This window comes from Clostridium sp. SGI.024, from assembly GCF_050315195.1.
GTDB lineage: Bacteria > Bacillota > Clostridia > Clostridiales > Clostridiaceae > Clostridium.
Genome location: NZ_JBNPON010000025.1, coordinates 1 through 17,522, shown reverse-complemented (window position 1 = coordinate 17,522; position 17,522 = coordinate 1). Strand labels below are relative to the sequence as shown.

Annotated in this window: 16 protein-coding genes; 11 read left to right on the top strand and 5 right to left on the bottom strand. The window is 28.3% G+C overall.

What is annotated here, in order from left to right:
* The first annotated feature begins 1 nt into the window (after position 1).
* Both ACQRD5_RS08800 and ACQRD5_RS08795 read left to right on the top strand, forming a co-directional pair.
* Complete coding sequence (locus tag ACQRD5_RS08800) at positions 2-958, top strand: glycosyltransferase family 2 protein (RefSeq protein ID WP_291629517.1); 957 nt, start codon at positions 2-4, stop codon at positions 956-958.
* 3 nt (positions 959-961) lie between these two features.
* Complete coding sequence (locus ACQRD5_RS08795) at positions 962-1,366, top strand: GtrA family protein (protein WP_291629515.1); 405 nt, start codon at positions 962-964, stop codon at positions 1,364-1,366.
* A gap of 377 nt (positions 1,367-1,743) precedes the next feature.
* On the opposite strand, the gene ACQRD5_RS08790 is transcribed toward ACQRD5_RS08795, so the two are convergent.
* Positions 1,744-2,436, bottom strand: coding sequence for a 5'-methylthioadenosine/adenosylhomocysteine nucleosidase (locus ACQRD5_RS08790; protein WP_291629513.1), 693 nt, complete (start codon positions 2,434-2,436; stop codon positions 1,744-1,746).
* A 229-nt stretch (positions 2,437-2,665) separates the two neighbouring features.
* Here ACQRD5_RS08790 and ACQRD5_RS08785 point away from each other — a divergent pair, with 229 nt between their 5' ends.
* Positions 2,666-3,424, top strand: coding sequence for a tRNA threonylcarbamoyladenosine dehydratase (locus tag ACQRD5_RS08785; protein ID WP_291629512.1), 759 nt, complete (start codon positions 2,666-2,668; stop codon positions 3,422-3,424).
* Positions 3,425-3,513: 89 nt separating this feature from the next.
* On the opposite strand, the gene ACQRD5_RS08780 is transcribed toward ACQRD5_RS08785, so the two are convergent.
* Both ACQRD5_RS08780 and ACQRD5_RS08775 read right to left on the bottom strand, forming a co-directional pair.
* Positions 3,514-4,386 (bottom strand): AraC family transcriptional regulator, encoded by an 873-nt coding sequence (locus ACQRD5_RS08780; protein ID WP_291629510.1) that lies wholly within the window; start codon positions 4,384-4,386, stop codon positions 3,514-3,516.
* A 69-nt stretch (positions 4,387-4,455) separates the two neighbouring features.
* Complete coding sequence (locus tag ACQRD5_RS08775) at positions 4,456-5,907, bottom strand: arylsulfatase (protein WP_291629509.1); 1,452 nt, start codon at positions 5,905-5,907, stop codon at positions 4,456-4,458.
* A gap of 248 nt (positions 5,908-6,155) precedes the next feature.
* Between ACQRD5_RS08775 and ACQRD5_RS08770 the strand changes: the two genes are divergently transcribed.
* The 5 genes from ACQRD5_RS08770 (at position 6,156) to ACQRD5_RS08750 (ending at position 11,698) form a co-directional block, all read left to right on the top strand.
* The gene (locus ACQRD5_RS08770) at positions 6,156-7,496 is read left to right on the top strand and encodes a carbohydrate ABC transporter substrate-binding protein (RefSeq protein WP_291629507.1); all 1,341 of its coding nucleotides are present in this window, start codon (positions 6,156-6,158) and stop codon (positions 7,494-7,496) included.
* 74 nt (positions 7,497-7,570) lie between these two features.
* Positions 7,571-8,461: a carbohydrate ABC transporter permease gene (locus tag ACQRD5_RS08765; protein WP_291629505.1), complete on the top strand. Its 891-nt coding sequence runs from the start codon at positions 7,571-7,573 to the stop codon at positions 8,459-8,461.
* 10 nt (positions 8,462-8,471) lie between these two features.
* Positions 8,472-9,353 (top strand): carbohydrate ABC transporter permease, encoded by an 882-nt coding sequence (locus ACQRD5_RS08760; protein ID WP_291629503.1) that lies wholly within the window; start codon positions 8,472-8,474, stop codon positions 9,351-9,353.
* An 11-nt stretch (positions 9,354-9,364) separates the two neighbouring features.
* The gene (gnpA, locus tag ACQRD5_RS08755; RefSeq protein WP_291629501.1) at positions 9,365-11,527 is read left to right on the top strand and encodes a 1,3-beta-galactosyl-N-acetylhexosamine phosphorylase; all 2,163 of its coding nucleotides are present in this window, start codon (positions 9,365-9,367) and stop codon (positions 11,525-11,527) included.
* A gap of 3 nt (positions 11,528-11,530) precedes the next feature.
* The gene (locus ACQRD5_RS08750; protein ID WP_291629500.1) at positions 11,531-11,698 is read left to right on the top strand and encodes a DUF6903 family protein; all 168 of its coding nucleotides are present in this window, start codon (positions 11,531-11,533) and stop codon (positions 11,696-11,698) included.
* A gap of 74 nt (positions 11,699-11,772) precedes the next feature.
* Here ACQRD5_RS08750 and msrA read toward each other — a convergent pair whose 3' ends face one another.
* Positions 11,773-12,243 carry a peptide-methionine (S)-S-oxide reductase MsrA gene (gene msrA, locus ACQRD5_RS08745; RefSeq protein ID WP_291629548.1) on the bottom strand — a complete coding sequence of 157 codons (471 nt, stop codon included), beginning with the start codon at positions 12,241-12,243 and terminating at the stop codon, positions 11,773-11,775.
* Positions 12,244-12,667: 424 nt separating this feature from the next.
* Here msrA and ACQRD5_RS08740 point away from each other — a divergent pair, with 424 nt between their 5' ends.
* Positions 12,668-13,606, top strand: coding sequence for a GNAT family N-acetyltransferase (locus ACQRD5_RS08740; protein WP_291629498.1), 939 nt, complete (start codon positions 12,668-12,670; stop codon positions 13,604-13,606).
* A gap of 28 nt (positions 13,607-13,634) precedes the next feature.
* Positions 13,635-14,495: a BglG family transcription antiterminator gene (locus ACQRD5_RS08735; RefSeq protein WP_291629495.1), complete on the top strand. Its 861-nt coding sequence runs from the start codon at positions 13,635-13,637 to the stop codon at positions 14,493-14,495.
* Positions 14,496-14,602: 107 nt separating this feature from the next.
* Here ACQRD5_RS08735 and ACQRD5_RS08730 read toward each other — a convergent pair whose 3' ends face one another.
* Positions 14,603-15,130 carry a PTS sugar transporter subunit IIA gene (locus tag ACQRD5_RS08730; RefSeq protein WP_291629493.1) on the bottom strand — a complete coding sequence of 176 codons (528 nt, stop codon included), beginning with the start codon at positions 15,128-15,130 and terminating at the stop codon, positions 14,603-14,605.
* A gap of 478 nt (positions 15,131-15,608) precedes the next feature.
* Between ACQRD5_RS08730 and nagE the strand changes: the two genes are divergently transcribed.
* The gene (gene nagE, locus ACQRD5_RS08725) at positions 15,609-17,024 is read left to right on the top strand and encodes an N-acetylglucosamine-specific PTS transporter subunit IIBC (protein WP_291629491.1); all 1,416 of its coding nucleotides are present in this window, start codon (positions 15,609-15,611) and stop codon (positions 17,022-17,024) included.
* Positions 17,025-17,522 lie beyond the last annotated feature (498 nt).

Sequence of the window (17,522 nt, the reverse complement as noted above, 5' to 3'; positions counted from 1 at the left end):
AATGAGCAAAATTTTATATTTAGTAGTTCCTTGTTACAATGAAGAAGCTGTTTTATATGAAACTGCAAAAAGATTGTCTGATAGGCTTAAGGGTATGATTAGTAGTGGTTTAGTATCAGAAGAAAGTAAAATATTATTTGTAAATGATGGGTCAAAGGATAAAACATGGCCAATAATTGAAGCACTTTATAATCAAGATAATATATTTAGTGGAATTAATTTATCTAGAAATAAAGGTCATCAAAATGCTTTGTTAGCTGGACTTATGACAGCTAAGGAATATTCAGATATGGTAATATCATTAGATGCAGATTTACAAGATGATATTGAAGTTATAGATAAATTTATAGAAGAATATTATAAGGGGAATGATGTAGTATATGGTGTAAGATCTTCTAGGAAGACAGATACTTTTTTTAAGAGAGCAACAGCTCTTGGGTTTTATAGATTTATGAGTAGTCTTGGAGTAGAGGTAATTTATAATCATGCAGACTATAGACTAATGAGTAGAATAGCTTTAGAAGGTTTAAGTGAATTTAAAGAAGTAAATTTATTTTTAAGAGGAATAGTCCCTTTAATAGGATATAGATATTCAGTGGTAGAATATGAAAGATTTGCAGGAGAATCAAAATATCCTTTTAAAAAGATGCTTGCATTTGCTTGGGATGGAATAACTTCATTTAGTATTAAACCAATAAGGATAATTACAGGATTAGGTTTTTTAATATTTATACTTAGTCTCATAGCTTTAATATATTCCTTAATAGTTAAATTTATTGGAAATACAAAAGATGGATGGGCATCATTAACTATTTCAATTTGGATGATTGGTGGAATACAATTATTATCACTTGGTGTAATTGGTGAATACATAGGTAAAATATACAATGAAACCAAGCAAAGACCCAGATTCATTATTGCAAATAAGCTTATAAATACTGAAGAAAGAGTTAAATAGTTTATGGAATATTTAATTAACAAATTTAAGAATATATTTTTTTCAAAACAATTTATAATTTTTGTTATTATTGGAATCATTAATACCTTTAATGGAGTTATCTTTTCTTATATATATTCAATTTTTTTTAATGAAAATATAGCCTTTATATTTGGATATATTTCAGGGTTAATAATTTCATATATACTAAATAGTTATGTAACATTTAAAGAAAGATTAGATTTTAATAAATTTGTTAAGTTTACTATATCATATATACCTAATTTCGTAATTCAAAATATAATAGTTTTAATAGTATTTAATATTATGGGTATATATAAGCTAATTGCTTATGGATTAGCAGCCATTATTGGTGTACCAATAACATTTATATTTATGAAGTTTTTCGCATTTAATAAGAAAAGTTAGAAGATAAGTTATTATATTTAGTTTCTAGGTTAAAAATGTAATATTGCGTTGACTTGGAACTTGCGACGATTAAATAAAAGAAAAGATTATATTATAATCATATAAAAAATTACATACTAAATTTTCATAATTCCGAGGAATGAGGAATTATTACCTTTAGTGTAGAAAGAGATAAATATTATATTACTGCGACTTGGAGCCTGCGACGAAGAAATGAAAGAAAAGAATATAGTATAATATATAAAAAATTATATACTATATTTGTATAATTCCGAAGAATGAGGAATTATTACCTTCAGGATAAATAGGTAAAATAACATGGTGTCGCGACTTGGAGCTTGCGACGGAGCAGGCACTATGTTATTTTACCTATATTTTTAAAGTTTTTTAATCATGTTCATTAATATTTTAGTTGAATTACTAACAGCTATTGGAATAAATTTTTCATAATCCATATGAGCACCATTATTAGCATTATCTGAAATTGATCTAATAACTACAAATGGAATATTATTTAGATAGCAAACTTGTGCTATACTTGCACCTTCCATTTCACATGCCATAGCATTAAATTCCTTTTCAAACCATTTGATTTTATCCACACTTGAAATAAATTGATCCCCAGAAATTATTCTACCTGAAAAAGTATTTATTTCTTTAATTTCTTCGCAAGAGTCTAATGCAGCCTTAACTAAAGCATCATCACACTTAAAATCAAAGGTGTCTAACCTTGGAATTTGCCCATGAGGATCTCCAAAGGCTGTGGTATCCATATCATGTTGAACTAAATTAGTAGCAACTACAACATCCCCAGGATAAATATCTTTACCAATTCCACCAGCAACTCCAACGTTAATTATAGAATCTACATTAAATTCAGAAATTAATATTTGTGAGCAAACTGCAGCATTAACTTTACCAATTCCACAAACAACGGCAATTATGTCTTTATTTTCTAAACTTCCTCTATAAAAAGTCATGTTAGCTTTTTTAGTTTCTTCTTTAATATCCATATCCTTTAGAAGAAGCTCTAATTCTTCAGTCATTGCACTTATAATTCCTAATACCATAAATTATCCTCCTTAAATTTATGCTTTACATAACTTAAATCTTTTAATATCTTATCATATTATCTACATTATTTAAATAAAATATATAATTTGTTATTTTCACTTAAGATATATTAAATATTTAAAACTAAAAAAATATTGTTGTTAATAAATTAAGAATAGTCTAAAATAAGATATATTAAATTTAAATATTTTTGTAAAACACAAGATATATAAAGGAGAGAAATCAATGATACAACATCCATTTTCTAGAACAGAGCTTCTTGTAGGAGCTGATGGAATAGAAAAATTAAAAAATGCAAAAGTAATGGTATTTGGTGTTGGTGGAGTGGGAAGCTTTGCAGTAGAAGCTTTAACTAGAGCAGGAGTAGGTACATTAATATTAGTAGATGATGATACTGTATGTATTACTAATCTAAATAGACAAATTCATGCCACACATAATACAGTAAATAAAAATAAAGTAGATGTTATGAAGGAAAGAATACTTTCTATAAATAAAAATTGTAATGTGATAACTCATCAGATTTTTGTTACGCCTGAAAACTTAAAAGAATTAATTCCTGATGATGTGGACTATGTAATAGATGCTATTGATACAGTTACTGCAAAGATAGCATTAGCAGAATATTGTTATGAAAAAGGAATTAATTTAATAGCTTCAATGGGTACTGGTAATAAACTTGATCCAACTCAATTTAAAGTAGCTGATATATATGATACAAGGGTATGTCCTTTGGCAAAGGTTATGAGATATGAGCTTAAAAAAAGAGGAGTTAAAAAACTTAAAGTAGTATATTCAGAAGAAAAACCAATGAAGCCAAGTGGAGAGAAGATAGTACCATTAGAAGCAGAAGATACATCAAAAGATAGCACAAAGCTTGTTAAGACTAAAAGACAAGTACCTGGAAGTGTATCCTTTGTTCCTCCAGTAGCTGGAATGATTTTAGGAGGAGAAGTAATTAAATCTATATTGGATATAAATTAATATAATGAAATTATATTAAGTAATTTTACATTTGTAAGCTATAAATATTAATATTTATATAATAAGGGGCTGTGGTTGCAGCTCCTTTATTATATAGTTTTTTCTACACTTAAAAAATCATCTCTATATTTTTTAGGTGTCATTCCAGCAATCTTTTTAAACATTTGACTAAAATATGATGAGTTTGAAAAACCAACAATAGATGCAATATCTCTAATTGAATAACTTGTGGATGTAAGTAAGTTTTTTGATTCTTGTATACGTTTATTTATTGTATAATTAATTGGAGATAAACCAATTTGTTTAGTAAATGTATGAACTAAGTGAAATTTATTCATATAAGATATATTTGATAAAAAATCTAAGGTTATATTTTCAGAATAATGGGAATCTATATAGTTCTTTATTTTTATACATTCTAAATTTAACTTTTCTTTAGATTCTTCTGTAAACAGAAGTAAGTTTTTACTTCTAATAATGTATGTTATGAATATAGTTAATATACTTTTGCACACTACCTCATAATTAAAATCTTTATTTTCTATTTCCTTTATTAGGTTATTAAAATAATTTAAAATTATATCTTTATCCTTAGCAAAATTAATAATTTCGTATAATTTAATTTGTTTATCATTATCAGTTAAGCTATAGGATTCTGGAAAATTTAATAATAGATTATTTACACCTAAAACAATATATTCAAGTGGAACATCTGATAGGGAAGATTTTTCAGTATGTAAACAATTTGAGTTAATTATAATTAGGTCCCACTTATTAACAGTTACTATCTGATCATTTAAATAAAAAGCTCCTTTTCCATCAGTTATAAAAAATATTTCTGTAAATGGATGAAAATGAGCTGTACTATGCCAATCATTTTCAAATTTTGATTTACTAATATATAATAATTCATAGTTAGGGTTACAATTATTTTTACTAATAAAATATCTAGTATTGCTCATCTTAAATCTCCATTCTATATAGTTATTTAATTATAGTATAACATATAGGTCAGATTAATATTGGAATATCTATAATATGTGAGATAAAGAATTTAATGGAGTGCAACCATCTTTTAGATTAATTCCATCACTATAACCTTCTTCTCTTCCAACTAATTCTTTAACAAGACATTTTCTCAAATAATCAATACGATCTTTATAAGAAATATTATTTATTAAGTTGTGTTCTTCTCTAGGATCTTCTTTTAAATTGAAGTATTGTTCTTCATTCTTTTCACTATACCATATAAATTTATCTCTAGTAGTAACAATAAAATGATTTGATAAATTAGAATGGAAACTGTGTTCTCCATGTAAATATTCACGATTATTTTTTTTATTTCCATATATCTCTTGGGCTAGTGAGAAACCATCAACCCCATTAGGGATTTTAATTCCTGCAAAATCTAAAATAGTAGGCATAATGTCTCTAAGCTCAACAAGAGTATCACTTCTAAAAGGTGGTTTATGTTTTATATTATTACCCACATGAATAATTAGAGGTACATGAGTGCTTCCTTCATAAGGGAAAACTTTACGATATAGATTATTATCGAATAAAAGCTCACCGTGGTCAGATAGAAATAAAATAATAGAATTATCAAAGGTTCCATCCTCCATTAGAGATGTGATGAGCCTTCCTATTTGGTGATCAATATGTGTTATACAGGCATAATATCCACACATAGCTTCATGACGAAGATCTTTATCTTTACAACCATAAATTGAATCTTTTATATGCCCATATTTTTCTGTTAGGGTTTTATCTATCCAATCACCCATAGCTGGTTCTCTTAGAGTTTTATCTTTATACATATCAAAATAATTTTTAGGGGCATCAAAAGGCTGATGAGGGCGAACAAAGGAGCTCATTAAGAAAAATGGCTTTGTACGATCTCTAGTCTTTAAGAAACGGATACTTTCGTCTACTACCCAATTTGTTGGATGAAGCTTCTCTTCATATATCCATGGATGAGTAATCCAGGAATTACATTCTGGACCTGTTGCATTAAAATCAGCAGCTTGTCCTTCAATATTTTTTAAGTAATATAAATAATCATCTGTTACTTCTTGATGCTGATAGTGAGGTATTAAATTACTTCTATAATAGCCTAAATATCCATCATGAAGCTTAACATTATTGAAACCACAAGATAATCGTGGAGGATCTACATGCATTTTTCCAATACATTGAGTTTGATAGCCATTACTAGATAATTCTTCAGCAAGCATATGATCATAATTCCAAGGGATTCCGTCTTCATATCCAACTCTACCGTGATTTTTTTGACTTTTTCCAGTAAATAGAGCAGCTCTAGCAGGAATACAACTAGGGCAAGATGAATAAGTATTATCAAAGCTTGCACCTGTTGATGCAAGTGTATCTAAATAAGGAGTTTTAACATCAGGATGACCTTTAAAGGATAAACAGTCACCACGGAATTGATCGCACATTAATAATATAATATTCGGTTTTTTCATGTTTAAACCTTCCTTCTTAAAAAATAATTTCTATGAAAATGTTTTAAATTAATTATATCAAATTAATTACTTACACACAAATATGGAATAAAAGTAATTTTATTCTTTTTTTGTTAAAAGCAAGATGTTTATAAAACATGACAATATTGCTATAGATAAAACGTTTACCTAATAATATACTTAATTTGTAATAAACTTTTAATTTTATAAAAACACCAAATTATAAAAATAAAAAGGGGAATGAGTTTATGAAGAAATTATTATGTATGTCATTAGTAGCACTTATGGCTGCTACAACATTTGCAGGATGTAGTACTAAATCCACTGACGTAAGTAAAACTGAAGATGAAAAAAGGGTTTTAAAAGTAGCAGCATTTGAAGGGGGAAATGGTGGAGACATTTGGAGAAATCTTGAGAAGGCTTTTGAAGAGGAAAATCAAGATGTTGATATCCAATTACAACTTTCTTCAAAGCTAGATGAAGAATTACGTCCTCAAATGTTAGATGGACAATATCCTGATGTAGTTTACTACAACATGGGACAAAAGAGTGGGTTTACTGAAACAATGATTAAAGAAAATGCTTTAGCAGATATTTCAGATGTATTCACAGGAGATCTAAAAAGCAAATTGGCAGATGGATTTGCAGAAAATGCAATTACACAACCATATGGAGATGGAAAAACATATTTAGCTCCAATTTTCTATTCACCAACTGGTTTATGGTATGATGCATCTAAATTCCCAGATGGAAAGGTTCCAACTACATGGGATGAAATGTGGGCATATGGAGATAAGTTAAAAGCAGAAGGTAAAGCTTTATTCACTTATCCTCAAGCTGGATATTTAGATGGAACACTATTTGCAATGTTATATCAAGCTGGTGGATCTGATTATTACAAGAAGGCATTAGAATATGATGCTAATACTTGGAATTCTAAAGAAGGACAACTTGTAATAGATACAATTGCTAAATTAGCTACTTACACTTGGGATTTAACAGTAGCAAATGCAAACAGTGACGGTGGATTTAAGAAGAATCAACAAGCTGTAATTGATGGACAAGCTGCATTCATGCCTAATGGTAACTGGGTAGTTGGAGAAATGGCAGAATCTACTCCAAAAGACTTTAAGTGGGGCTTCATACCATTGCCAGCATATGAAGCAGGTGGAGATCGTTATGCTTATACATTCTTTGAACAAGTATGGGTTCCAAAAGAAGCTAAAAACCAAGATGATGCTAAAGAATTTATAAAGTTCTTATATTCAGATAAAGCAGTTGACCTTATGATCAATAATAAGGCTAAAAATAAGAAGGGTGAAATGGTATCAGCTCCGCTTGTTCAACCAGTTAAAGGAATTGTTAACAAGCTTAATGGTGATATGAAATTATTCTATAGCATATATGAACAAAAGGGCGTATTACCTGCTTTAGGAAACTGGGCTACAACTAATACAATTGAAGGATTAGACTTCAAGAAATCTGTATATGGTGCTGTAGATTCAGTAATTAACGGTTCAATGACTGCAGAACAATGGAAAGCTCAATTAAATGATACATTCAAAAAATGTAGAGAAAACTTAAAATAGCAGTATAAATAGTTAGGAAATTAAGCGGTGAGTAATAATAACTCACCGTTTATTTGAAAAGAGGTGTTAGTAAAATGAATAAAAGGAAGTCGCAGAGACGATTTATTATTGCTTGTATGACTCCAGCTGTAGTACTTGTAACAATATTTATGGCAATACCTACATTTAATGTGTTTAGAATGTCATTATATAAATGGGGAGGGCTTTCTAATAATAAAACCTTTCAAGGATTTAGAAATTTTGAGATTTTAATTAAAGATCAAAACTTTCTACAATCTATACAAAATTCAATATTAATTATTACTCTTGTAACAATTACTACTCTTGCTATTGCAGTGTTTTTTGCATCAATATTATCTAGAGAGAACTTCAAAGGAAGAGATTTTTTTAGAGTAATATTTTATATACCCAATATATTAAGTATTGTAGTTATTTCAGCTATTTTTGGAGCTATTTATGATCCACAAGCAGGACTTTTAAATAGTATGTTAGGATTCCTAAAATTAGATAACTTAAAGCAAATGTGGATGGGCAATCCAAGTATAGTAATTTACTCATTAATTTTTGCTTTAATTTGGCAGGCTATTGGATATTATATGGTAATGTATATGGCAAGTATTGCTTCAATTCCAGATAGTTTTTATGAAGCTGCAAGTTTAGATGGAGCAAGTAAAATAAAGCAATTTTTTGTAATTACACTACCTCTTATATGGAATAATATTCGTACAACATTGACATTCTTTGTTATTAGTACAATAAATTTAAGCTTTCTAATGGTTCAAATTATGACTGGTGGTGGACCTAATGGACAGACTGAAGTATTTTTAAGTTATATGTATAAACAAGCATATACGTCATCTGCTTATGGTTATGGAATGGCTATTGGAGTAGCAGTATTCTCATTCTCATTCATTTTATCTGCAGTAATTAACAAGATAACTGAACGTGAAGTGTTAGAGTATTAGGAGGTAAAATATGAAAGATATTAAAAAAGCAGGTAGAAACCAAAATATATACAAAATATTCATTTATATTGCCTTGATAATTCTAGCAATTTCAATAATTATTCCAGTTGCGTGGGTATTTATGGCGAGTCTTAAGTCTAATGCAGAATTCGTTGGAAAAGATGTTAATCCATTTGCATTTCCTAAAGAATTAATTTGGGAAAACTTTACAATTGCTTTTGGTAAAGCAAAAATGGGAGAGTACTTATTAAATTCAGTAATTGTTACTTCTGTAGCACTTAGTATTTTATTAATGGTAGCTCTACCAGCATCTTATTGTTTAGCTAGATTTGAGTTTAAAGGTAAAAAATTTTTAAGTACAGGATTTATGGCAGGTTTATTTGTTAATGTTAATTATATTGTTGTTCCAATATTTTTAATGCTAAGTGCTGCAAATAGATTTTTTGATGTAAGATTCTTTTTAAATAATAGATTGGTTTTAGCAATAGTTTATGCTTCAACTCATCTACCATTTACAATATATCTATTAAAAGGTTATTTTCAAACACTACCTAAGTCTTATGAAGAAGCAGCTTTAATTGATGGATGTGGATATTTTAAAACTATGATAAAAATTATGGTTCCAATGGCTAGGCCAAGTATTATTACAGTTATATTGTTTAACTTCTTAGCTTTTTGGAATGAATATATAATTGCATTTACATTAATGACTACAAATAATAAGACTTTACCAGTTGGATTACAAAATTTAATGGCCGTTGAAAAGACAGCAACTAATTATGGAATCATGTATGCAGGTCTAGTAATTGTAATGATACCTACATTAGTTTTATATATTTTAGTACAAAGGAAACTTACGCAAGGTATGAGCTTAGGTGGATTAAAGGATTAAGGAGGATTATTATGGCAAAGACAAGAGGGAGAGTTACATTACCAAGTGAAAGCAATTTTCTAAAGGAAACAAAGGAATTATTAGCACGTTGGGGTGCTGATGCTATTCGTGATAGTGATGGAACAAAGCTTAGCGATGATATTAAAAAGTTAGATGCAAAAATTTATACAACATATTTTGTTTCACGTGGACATAATGATTTTGCTGAAAAGCATATGGATGAATGTCAGCAAATATACTTAATGAGCAATTATAAACTAGCTACATCTAATACTTTAGAAATAAGTTTCTTAGAATCATATTATGATCAACAAATAAAAGCAGACTATAATCATGATCCTAAAATTTGGTGGGAAGTAATAGATAGAACTACTAATAAGGTTATTACTTCAGAGAATTGGGAGTATGATAAAAATAACAATGTAGTTAAAATATATAATTGTGAAAAATTCCATGAGTATACAGTTTCTTTCCTTGCATATATATTATGGGATCCAACACAAATGTATAATCATATTACAAATAATTGGGGAGATGTACCACATGATATACCATTTGATGTAAGGAAGCCAAATTCAAACAAATATATTTTTGAATATTTAAAGCAATGGTTAAAAGATAACCCTGATACAGATGTAGTACGTTTTACAACATTTTTCTACCATTTCACATTAATATTTAATAACTTAGCTAAAGAAAAGTTTGTTGATTGGTGTGGATATGGAGCAAGTGTTTCTACTGAAGCTATTTTAGCCTTTGAAGAAGAATATAAATATAGATTAAGACCAGAAGTTTTTGTTCAAAATGGGTATTATAATTCAACATTTTGTGTTCCAACAAAAGAGTATTTAGATTATATAGATTTCCAACAAAGGTTTGTATATAAAACAGCTAAGGATTTAGTTGAATTAACACATGAAGCAGGAAAGGAAGCTATGATGTTCCTTGGAGATAATTGGATAGGAACAGAACCTTATGGAAAGTACTTCTCTAAAATTGGATTAGATGCAGTAGTTGGAAGTGTTGGTGGTGGAGCAACCCTTCGTTTAATAGGAGATATTCCAGGTGTTAAGTATCATGAAGGAAGATTTTTACCATACTTCTTTCCAGACACTTTCTATGAAGGAAATGATCCTACAATAGAAGCTATTGATAATTGGTTAAGTGCAAGACGTGCTATTATGAGAAAGCCAATTGATCGTATAGGGTATGGTGGGTACCCAAGTTTAGCTTATAAGTTCCCTAAATTTGTGGATTATATAGAAAAAACTTGTGATGAATTTAGAGAGATTTATGAAAATATACATGATGTAGCTCCATATTGTGGGTTAAAGGTAGCTATTTTAAATAGTTGGGGGAAATTAAGAAGCTGGCATACTTATATGGTTGCTCATGCTTTATGGTGTAAACAAATATATTCTTATAATGGAATGTTAGAGTCATTAAGTGGAGCTAGTGTAGATGTAACATTTATAAGCTTTGATGAAATAAAAGAAAAGGGAGTTCCTGAAGATATTGATGTAATAATTAATGCTGGAGATGCACATACAGCTTTTTCAGGTGGAGATGTATGGAAAGATTCAGAATTTATATCAATAATAAGAGAATGGATTTATAATGGTGGAGGTTTTGTTGGAATTGGTGAGCCAACAGCAGTTGAAAATGGTGGACATTTCTTCCAATTAGCAGATGCTTTTGGTGTAGATAAAGAATTAGGATTTACTCTACATACAGATAAGTATTTCCATAATGAAGTAGAGAAACATTTTATTAAGGAAGATAAGGTAGAAGAATTTGATTTCGGTGAGGGAATGAAAAACATATATGCAACAAAAGCATCAACTAAAATAATTGCATATAATAATGGGGAAGTAAATATAGCGAGTAATGAATATGGTAGAGGAAGATGCGTATATATTGCTGGACTTCCATATTCAGAACAAAATACACGTTTATTAATGAGATCTCTATATTATTCTGCACATAAGGAAGAAGAGTTTAAAAAATGGTATGCAGATAATTTATATTGTGAAGTTCATGCTTATCCAAGTATTAATAAATATGCAATTCTAAATAATACAAATAAAGAACAAGATACTAATGTCTACGATGGTAATGGTAATATGGTTAATATTACTTTAAAACCAGGTGAAATTAAGTGGATGGTGATGTAATATATGAATAGCATAATAAGGATTGTTATTAATATTATTGTCTTTATAGTATTTTTATCAATGATTATAATAGGACAAAAATATATTGGAATACCAGGATTATGTATAATGCTAGTAGGATTAATAGGGCTTCTTACACAATTATTCTTATATAATAAAAGAAATAAGTAATTAAATATATAAATTCTTTAAAACGAAATTCTATGTAAAAATAAATAATTTACATAGAATTTCATTTTTTTATTTTATAATTTTATGTGACAATAACCATTTGGATTTTTCTTTAAATATTTTTGATGATATTCTTCGGCTTTATAATAATTAATTAGAGGAACTACTTCAGTAACGATTTTTTCAGAATAATTTTTTTGATTCTCCTCTTTACTTTTTAATATTATATTTAAATCACTTTCATCTAAATAATATATTCCAGTCCTATATTGGCTTCCTACATCAGGTCCTTGTCTATTTAAAGAAGTTGGATCTACTATGGACCAGTATTCTTTTAAGATGTTTTCTAATGATAAAATATGTTCATCATATACAACTAAGCAAACTTCAGCAAAGTAAGTATTTTTATAGCATACATCTTCATAAGTTGGATTTTCAGTTCTTCCATTGGCATAGCCAACTTCTGTAGAAATAACTCCATTAAGTCTAGATAAGAATTCTTCAACTCCCCAAAAGCAGCCACCAGCTAAAACTATTTTTTTCATCATATCACTCTCCTTACTATATGATTTATTATTTATTCTATATTATACATCTTAAATAAGGATTAAGTATATTTATTTAAATAATATATCAATAATTATATTATCACCAATAATTTGCCCAAATAAATTTGTAAGTGAGATCTTAGTGTTAGAAATAGGTTTATTATATATGTCTTTTTCACTAAAAGTAGCTTCATAGCTTTTATATACTTCTTCTTTTTTTATTTTTTTATAGGTCTTAAAATTATAATAAAATTTCCTCAATATATAATAATATTAAATATATGAAAAGATAATTATAATAATGAAAGCAATTAATTATTATGTTTGAATTAATTAGTCTAGTATAATATATTGTGTAAATTATGCTTTTATCGTTATAATAGATATAATAGTAAACATATTCAACTTAGGAGATAATATTATGAATGAAAATAAAGAAGTAACCATAGAATTAGTTAAAGGAAGTCTAAATGATTATAAAATCAAAGATAGAACTAATATATTTATAGGAAGGTTTACTATAGTTGAAATAGATAAAGATAATAAAAGATGTAATATTAAGTTAAAGTTCTTTAAAGAAAATAAACAGGATTTATTAAGAGAAACTATATTAACTATATTAAGAACTATTTTTAAGGACGGAACAATTTATAAGGCTAATATAATAGTAGATGAAAATATAAATTATAAGGTTTTCTTAGACTTAGGATTCACTTTAGAAGCTATATTTACTGAAAATATATTTTTAAATGGAGTATTTATAGATGAGTTGAGTTTTGGAATTAATAGGAGTGAATTTAATAGTAAACAAAGAAATTATGTTATTAATTTAAAAGGTAACAGAATAAATTTAAAGAGTTTTACTCCTGATTGTGCAGAAGAATTATTAGCTTATTATATAAAAAATAAAGAGCATTTAAGTTGTTATGAGCCTACAAGAGATAATAGCTTCTACACAATTGAAGCACAAAAGGATATACTTCTTGAAAGCTATAAAAATCTTATGAATGGTACTGGAATTGATTTAGGCATTTATACTGATAATAAGTTAATAGGTAAAATAAAAATATCTAATATAGTATACGGTGTATTTAAAAGTGGAATAGTTGGCTATTCCTTAGATGAAGATTACCAAGGAAATGGATATATGACAGAAGCTTTAACTTTAGTATTAAAGTATGCAGAAGAGGATCTTGATCTTCATAGATTAGAAGCTTCAGCTTTAATTGATAATGATAGATCTAAAGCAGTTCTTATAAAGTGTGGGTTTAAGCAGATAGGGATAAATGAAAAATATTTATTCATAAATGGAGCTTGGAGAGATCATATAACATTTTATAGGATATTAGAAAAGCTTTAAATTTAGCATGGATAGAGGTGCGTATAGTATGAGCAGAATAATATTAAATAATAATGCTAAAGTGGTAAAATCTTTTAATAACAACATATTACTTGTAAAAGAGAATGGAAAAGAAAAGATATTATTTCAAAAGGGGATAGGCTTTGGGAGAAGGCCAGGGGACTTAATAGAAAAGGGAATAGTAGTAGAAAAAGTATTTATTATAGAGGATGAAGATAATCAAAGAAATTTTAATGAAATATTAGATAGAGTAGATTCTAAGCTAATTGTATTAGTAGAGGAGCTAATAGCTGAAATTACTGATGAATTAGGTGAGGAGCTAAATGAAAATATTCATGTTGGATTAACAGATCATTTATTTTATGCTATAAGAAGATTAGAGGATAATGAGGAGATTCAAAATCCTTTCTTAGTTGAGATAGAAACTCTATATGGAAGAGAATTTAGTATGGCTTGTAGATTAGCTAACAGAATAAAAGAAGAGTTAGGAGTAGAAATACCGGAAGGGGAAAAAGGTTTTATAGCTCTTCATATTCATTCTGCTAGAAATAATGGTAAGTTATCAAATACAATAAAGTATAGCTTTTTAAGTAATTCTATAATAGAACATGTTGAGAAGAGATTAGAAATAAAAATAGATAGAAAGTCTCTGGATTATGCTAGATTCTTAACACATATAAGATTTGCCATAGAAAGAATAATAACTAATAGTCCAACAAAAAATGATTTAATTGATGTTATAAAAGTAAAATATAGATTATCTTATAAAATTGCTCGGGAAACTAAAGATATAATTTGTAAAGCACTAGATATTAATAGTGTATCAGAAGATGAGGTAGCTTATTTGGCTATGTACATAGAAAGATTTAGAGTAGCAATAGTAAAATAAGAAATTACAAGTTTAAAGAAGATTTCATATGTTGCAATAATTAATAAAAAATGGTGAGGAGTATTAAACTTAAATGTTTAATACTCCTCACCATTTTTTATAATTTTTTAAACTTCAAAATTAACAACTGTAGTTTTTCCAGCTACAACTTCTCCACTCTCAACAGGAGTAATTGATTTAGCTGCATCAACATTTGTTATAAGAACTGGTGTTGCAAGTGATAAACCTTTGCTTAATATAAATTCTCTATCTATTTTAATTAAAGGAGTACCAGCTTTTACTTTTGTTCCTTGTTCAACTAATTGTTCAAAACCTTCTCCTTCAAGAGAAACAGTTTCTAGTCCAATATGAACAAGTATTTCTAAACCATTTTCTAAAGTCATAGCAAATGCGTGCTTAGTTTTGAAGATTAAAGTAACTTCTCCATCTGCTGGAGCAACAACAGTGTCTCCTTCAGCAAATATAGCCATTCCATCTCCAGCTAACTTTTCAGCAAAAACAGGATCAGGAACTTCTGATAAAGGCATTGCTTTACCTGAAACAGGAGCAACAAGAATATTTGGATTAATATTTGTAGCTACGATTTCTTCATTTTTTGAATCTGAATTAAATAGATTTTTTAAAAATTTAAACATATTATTTCCTGAATAATCAGGAATCCACATCCTTTCTGTTTCATATTTGTTGGCTTATTTATAGTATTAATTAATTTGAAGTAATAAATACATAAATAAGTACGCCATTAATTAAAAATAAAAGGCATAAGTCCCTTTTCATTTTGGACTCATGCCTGATTAAACAGTAACACGTCTAAAATGATTATATATATACTTATTGATAAATGTCAATAAATAATAGAAAAAATATAGTATAGAAAGAAATTCTCAGGTCAATTTCCAATAATTTCTTTTAAAAATATATTGAAAGCAATAACATATAGTGGTAGAATAATCGAGTAATTAAAAATATATTAATTTAGGCGTGTTATCATTTATTTGAGCATGAGCCGAAAAGGGTTTTATAAGCATATAATATCCTTTTCGGCTTTTTTTATTCCAAAGGTATTATTTTATATTCGCTTAAATTAGTATAAAAATCTAAGGAGGAATTATCATGGGAAGTAAGGTTATAGCTTATTTACAAAGAATTGGTAAGGCTTTAATGTTACCAATAGCAGCTTTACCAGTAGCAGGTTTATTGCTGAGATTAGGCCAACCAGATGTTTTAGGAAGATTTTTTGAGGCAGGATGGATATCAGCAGCAGGAGGCGCTTTATTTGACAATTTACCTTTAATATTTGCAATGGGAGTTGCAGTGGGATTATCAGATGATGATAATGGTTCAGCAGCACTAGCAGGAGCTATAGGATACCTAGTATTAGTAAATGTAAGTAAATCAATATGGGGAATTAGACTTGGAGAAGAAGTTGCAAGTACATTAAAATTTGATACTTTAGGAGGTATTTTAGCAGGTATAGTAGGTGGCCATACTTATAATAAATTTAAAAACACTAAATTACCTGATTTCTTAGGATTCTTTGGTGGTAGAAGATTGGTTCCAATTATGACTTCTTTATTTATGCTTATTATTGGAGTAGTAATGGGATTTGTTTGGGAGCCTATTCAAGGAGCGATTAATTCATTTGGTATGTGGATGGTTGGATTAGGAGCTATCGGTTCAGGTATATTTGGAATATTTAATAGGTTATTGATACCAATGGGATTACACCATGTTTTAAATAATATATTCTGGTTTACTGTAGGAGAATATAATGGTAAAACAGGAGATATAAATAGATTCTTTGCAGGAGATCCAACTGCAGGAATTTATCAAGCAGGATTTTTCCCAGTAATGATGTTTGGTATGGTTGCTGTTGCCTTAGCTTTAGTGGTATGCGCTAAAAAAGAAAATAGAAAAGCAACTATTGGATTAGTTGCGTCACTTGCATTTACAGCATTCTTGACAGGTATAACTGAACCAATTGAGTTTTTATTTATTTTCTTATCACCACTATTATTAATTGCTCATGCATTAATAACAGGTATATCAATGTTCGTTACAGTATCATTAGGGGTTTTACATGGATTTAGTTTTTCAGCAGGATTTATTGATTATGCATTGAATTTTGGTATTGCTACTAAGCCATTATTAATAATCCCGATAGGATTAGGCATAGGTGCATTATATTTCTTTGTTTTTGTATTCTTAATAAAGAAATTTAATATACCAACACCAGGTAGAGAAGAAGATGAAGAAACTAAAAACACTAAAATAGAAACAAGTGATATGAATGAGTTAGCAGTAAGTTATATAGAAGCTTTAGGTGGAAAAGATAATATATTAACAGTTGATAACTGTGTAACTAGGTTAAGATTAAGTGTTAAAGATAATGGAATTATAAATGATTCGAAGTTAAAATCTTTAGGAGCTAGAGGGGTAATTAGGCCAACTAAGGGTGCTGTTCAAGTAATTGTAGGTACTAATGTACAATTCGTAGCTGATGCTATAAGGGCTAAATTAAAAAAGTAATGTAATATTAGTAAGGTGAGGAAGTTAACTTCTTCACCTTTTATGATATATAAAGGAATATATAAGGGGTTGAAGGCTTAATTAATGATAACAAAAGTTAACTTATCCTGGTGTATCAACAATAGAAATATGTAGAAATATAGAGAATAAAGTAGAAAAAAAGGAGTAATTTTATATAAGGAGTAATTTATACAATTACTATTTATGATTTAAGTGTTAAGATAAGTCTCGTTCCCGAGAGAAACAAACAAAAGGAACGAACAAGAAAAAAGATTTAAAAAGTCGAAAAATGTTGACAAACAAATTTTAAAGTGTTATAATGATTAAGTCGCTTGAGGGCGACGAAGAAAATGGTCTTTGAAAATTGAACAGAATATAAGTTAAGTATAAAGCAAACCAGCAATTCTTTTAAGTCTTAAGTGAGAATCTAAATTTTAATTTAGTAATTCGAACTTACAACGCTGACAATAGGAAGCGTTGTTACATTGTAAGACTCAA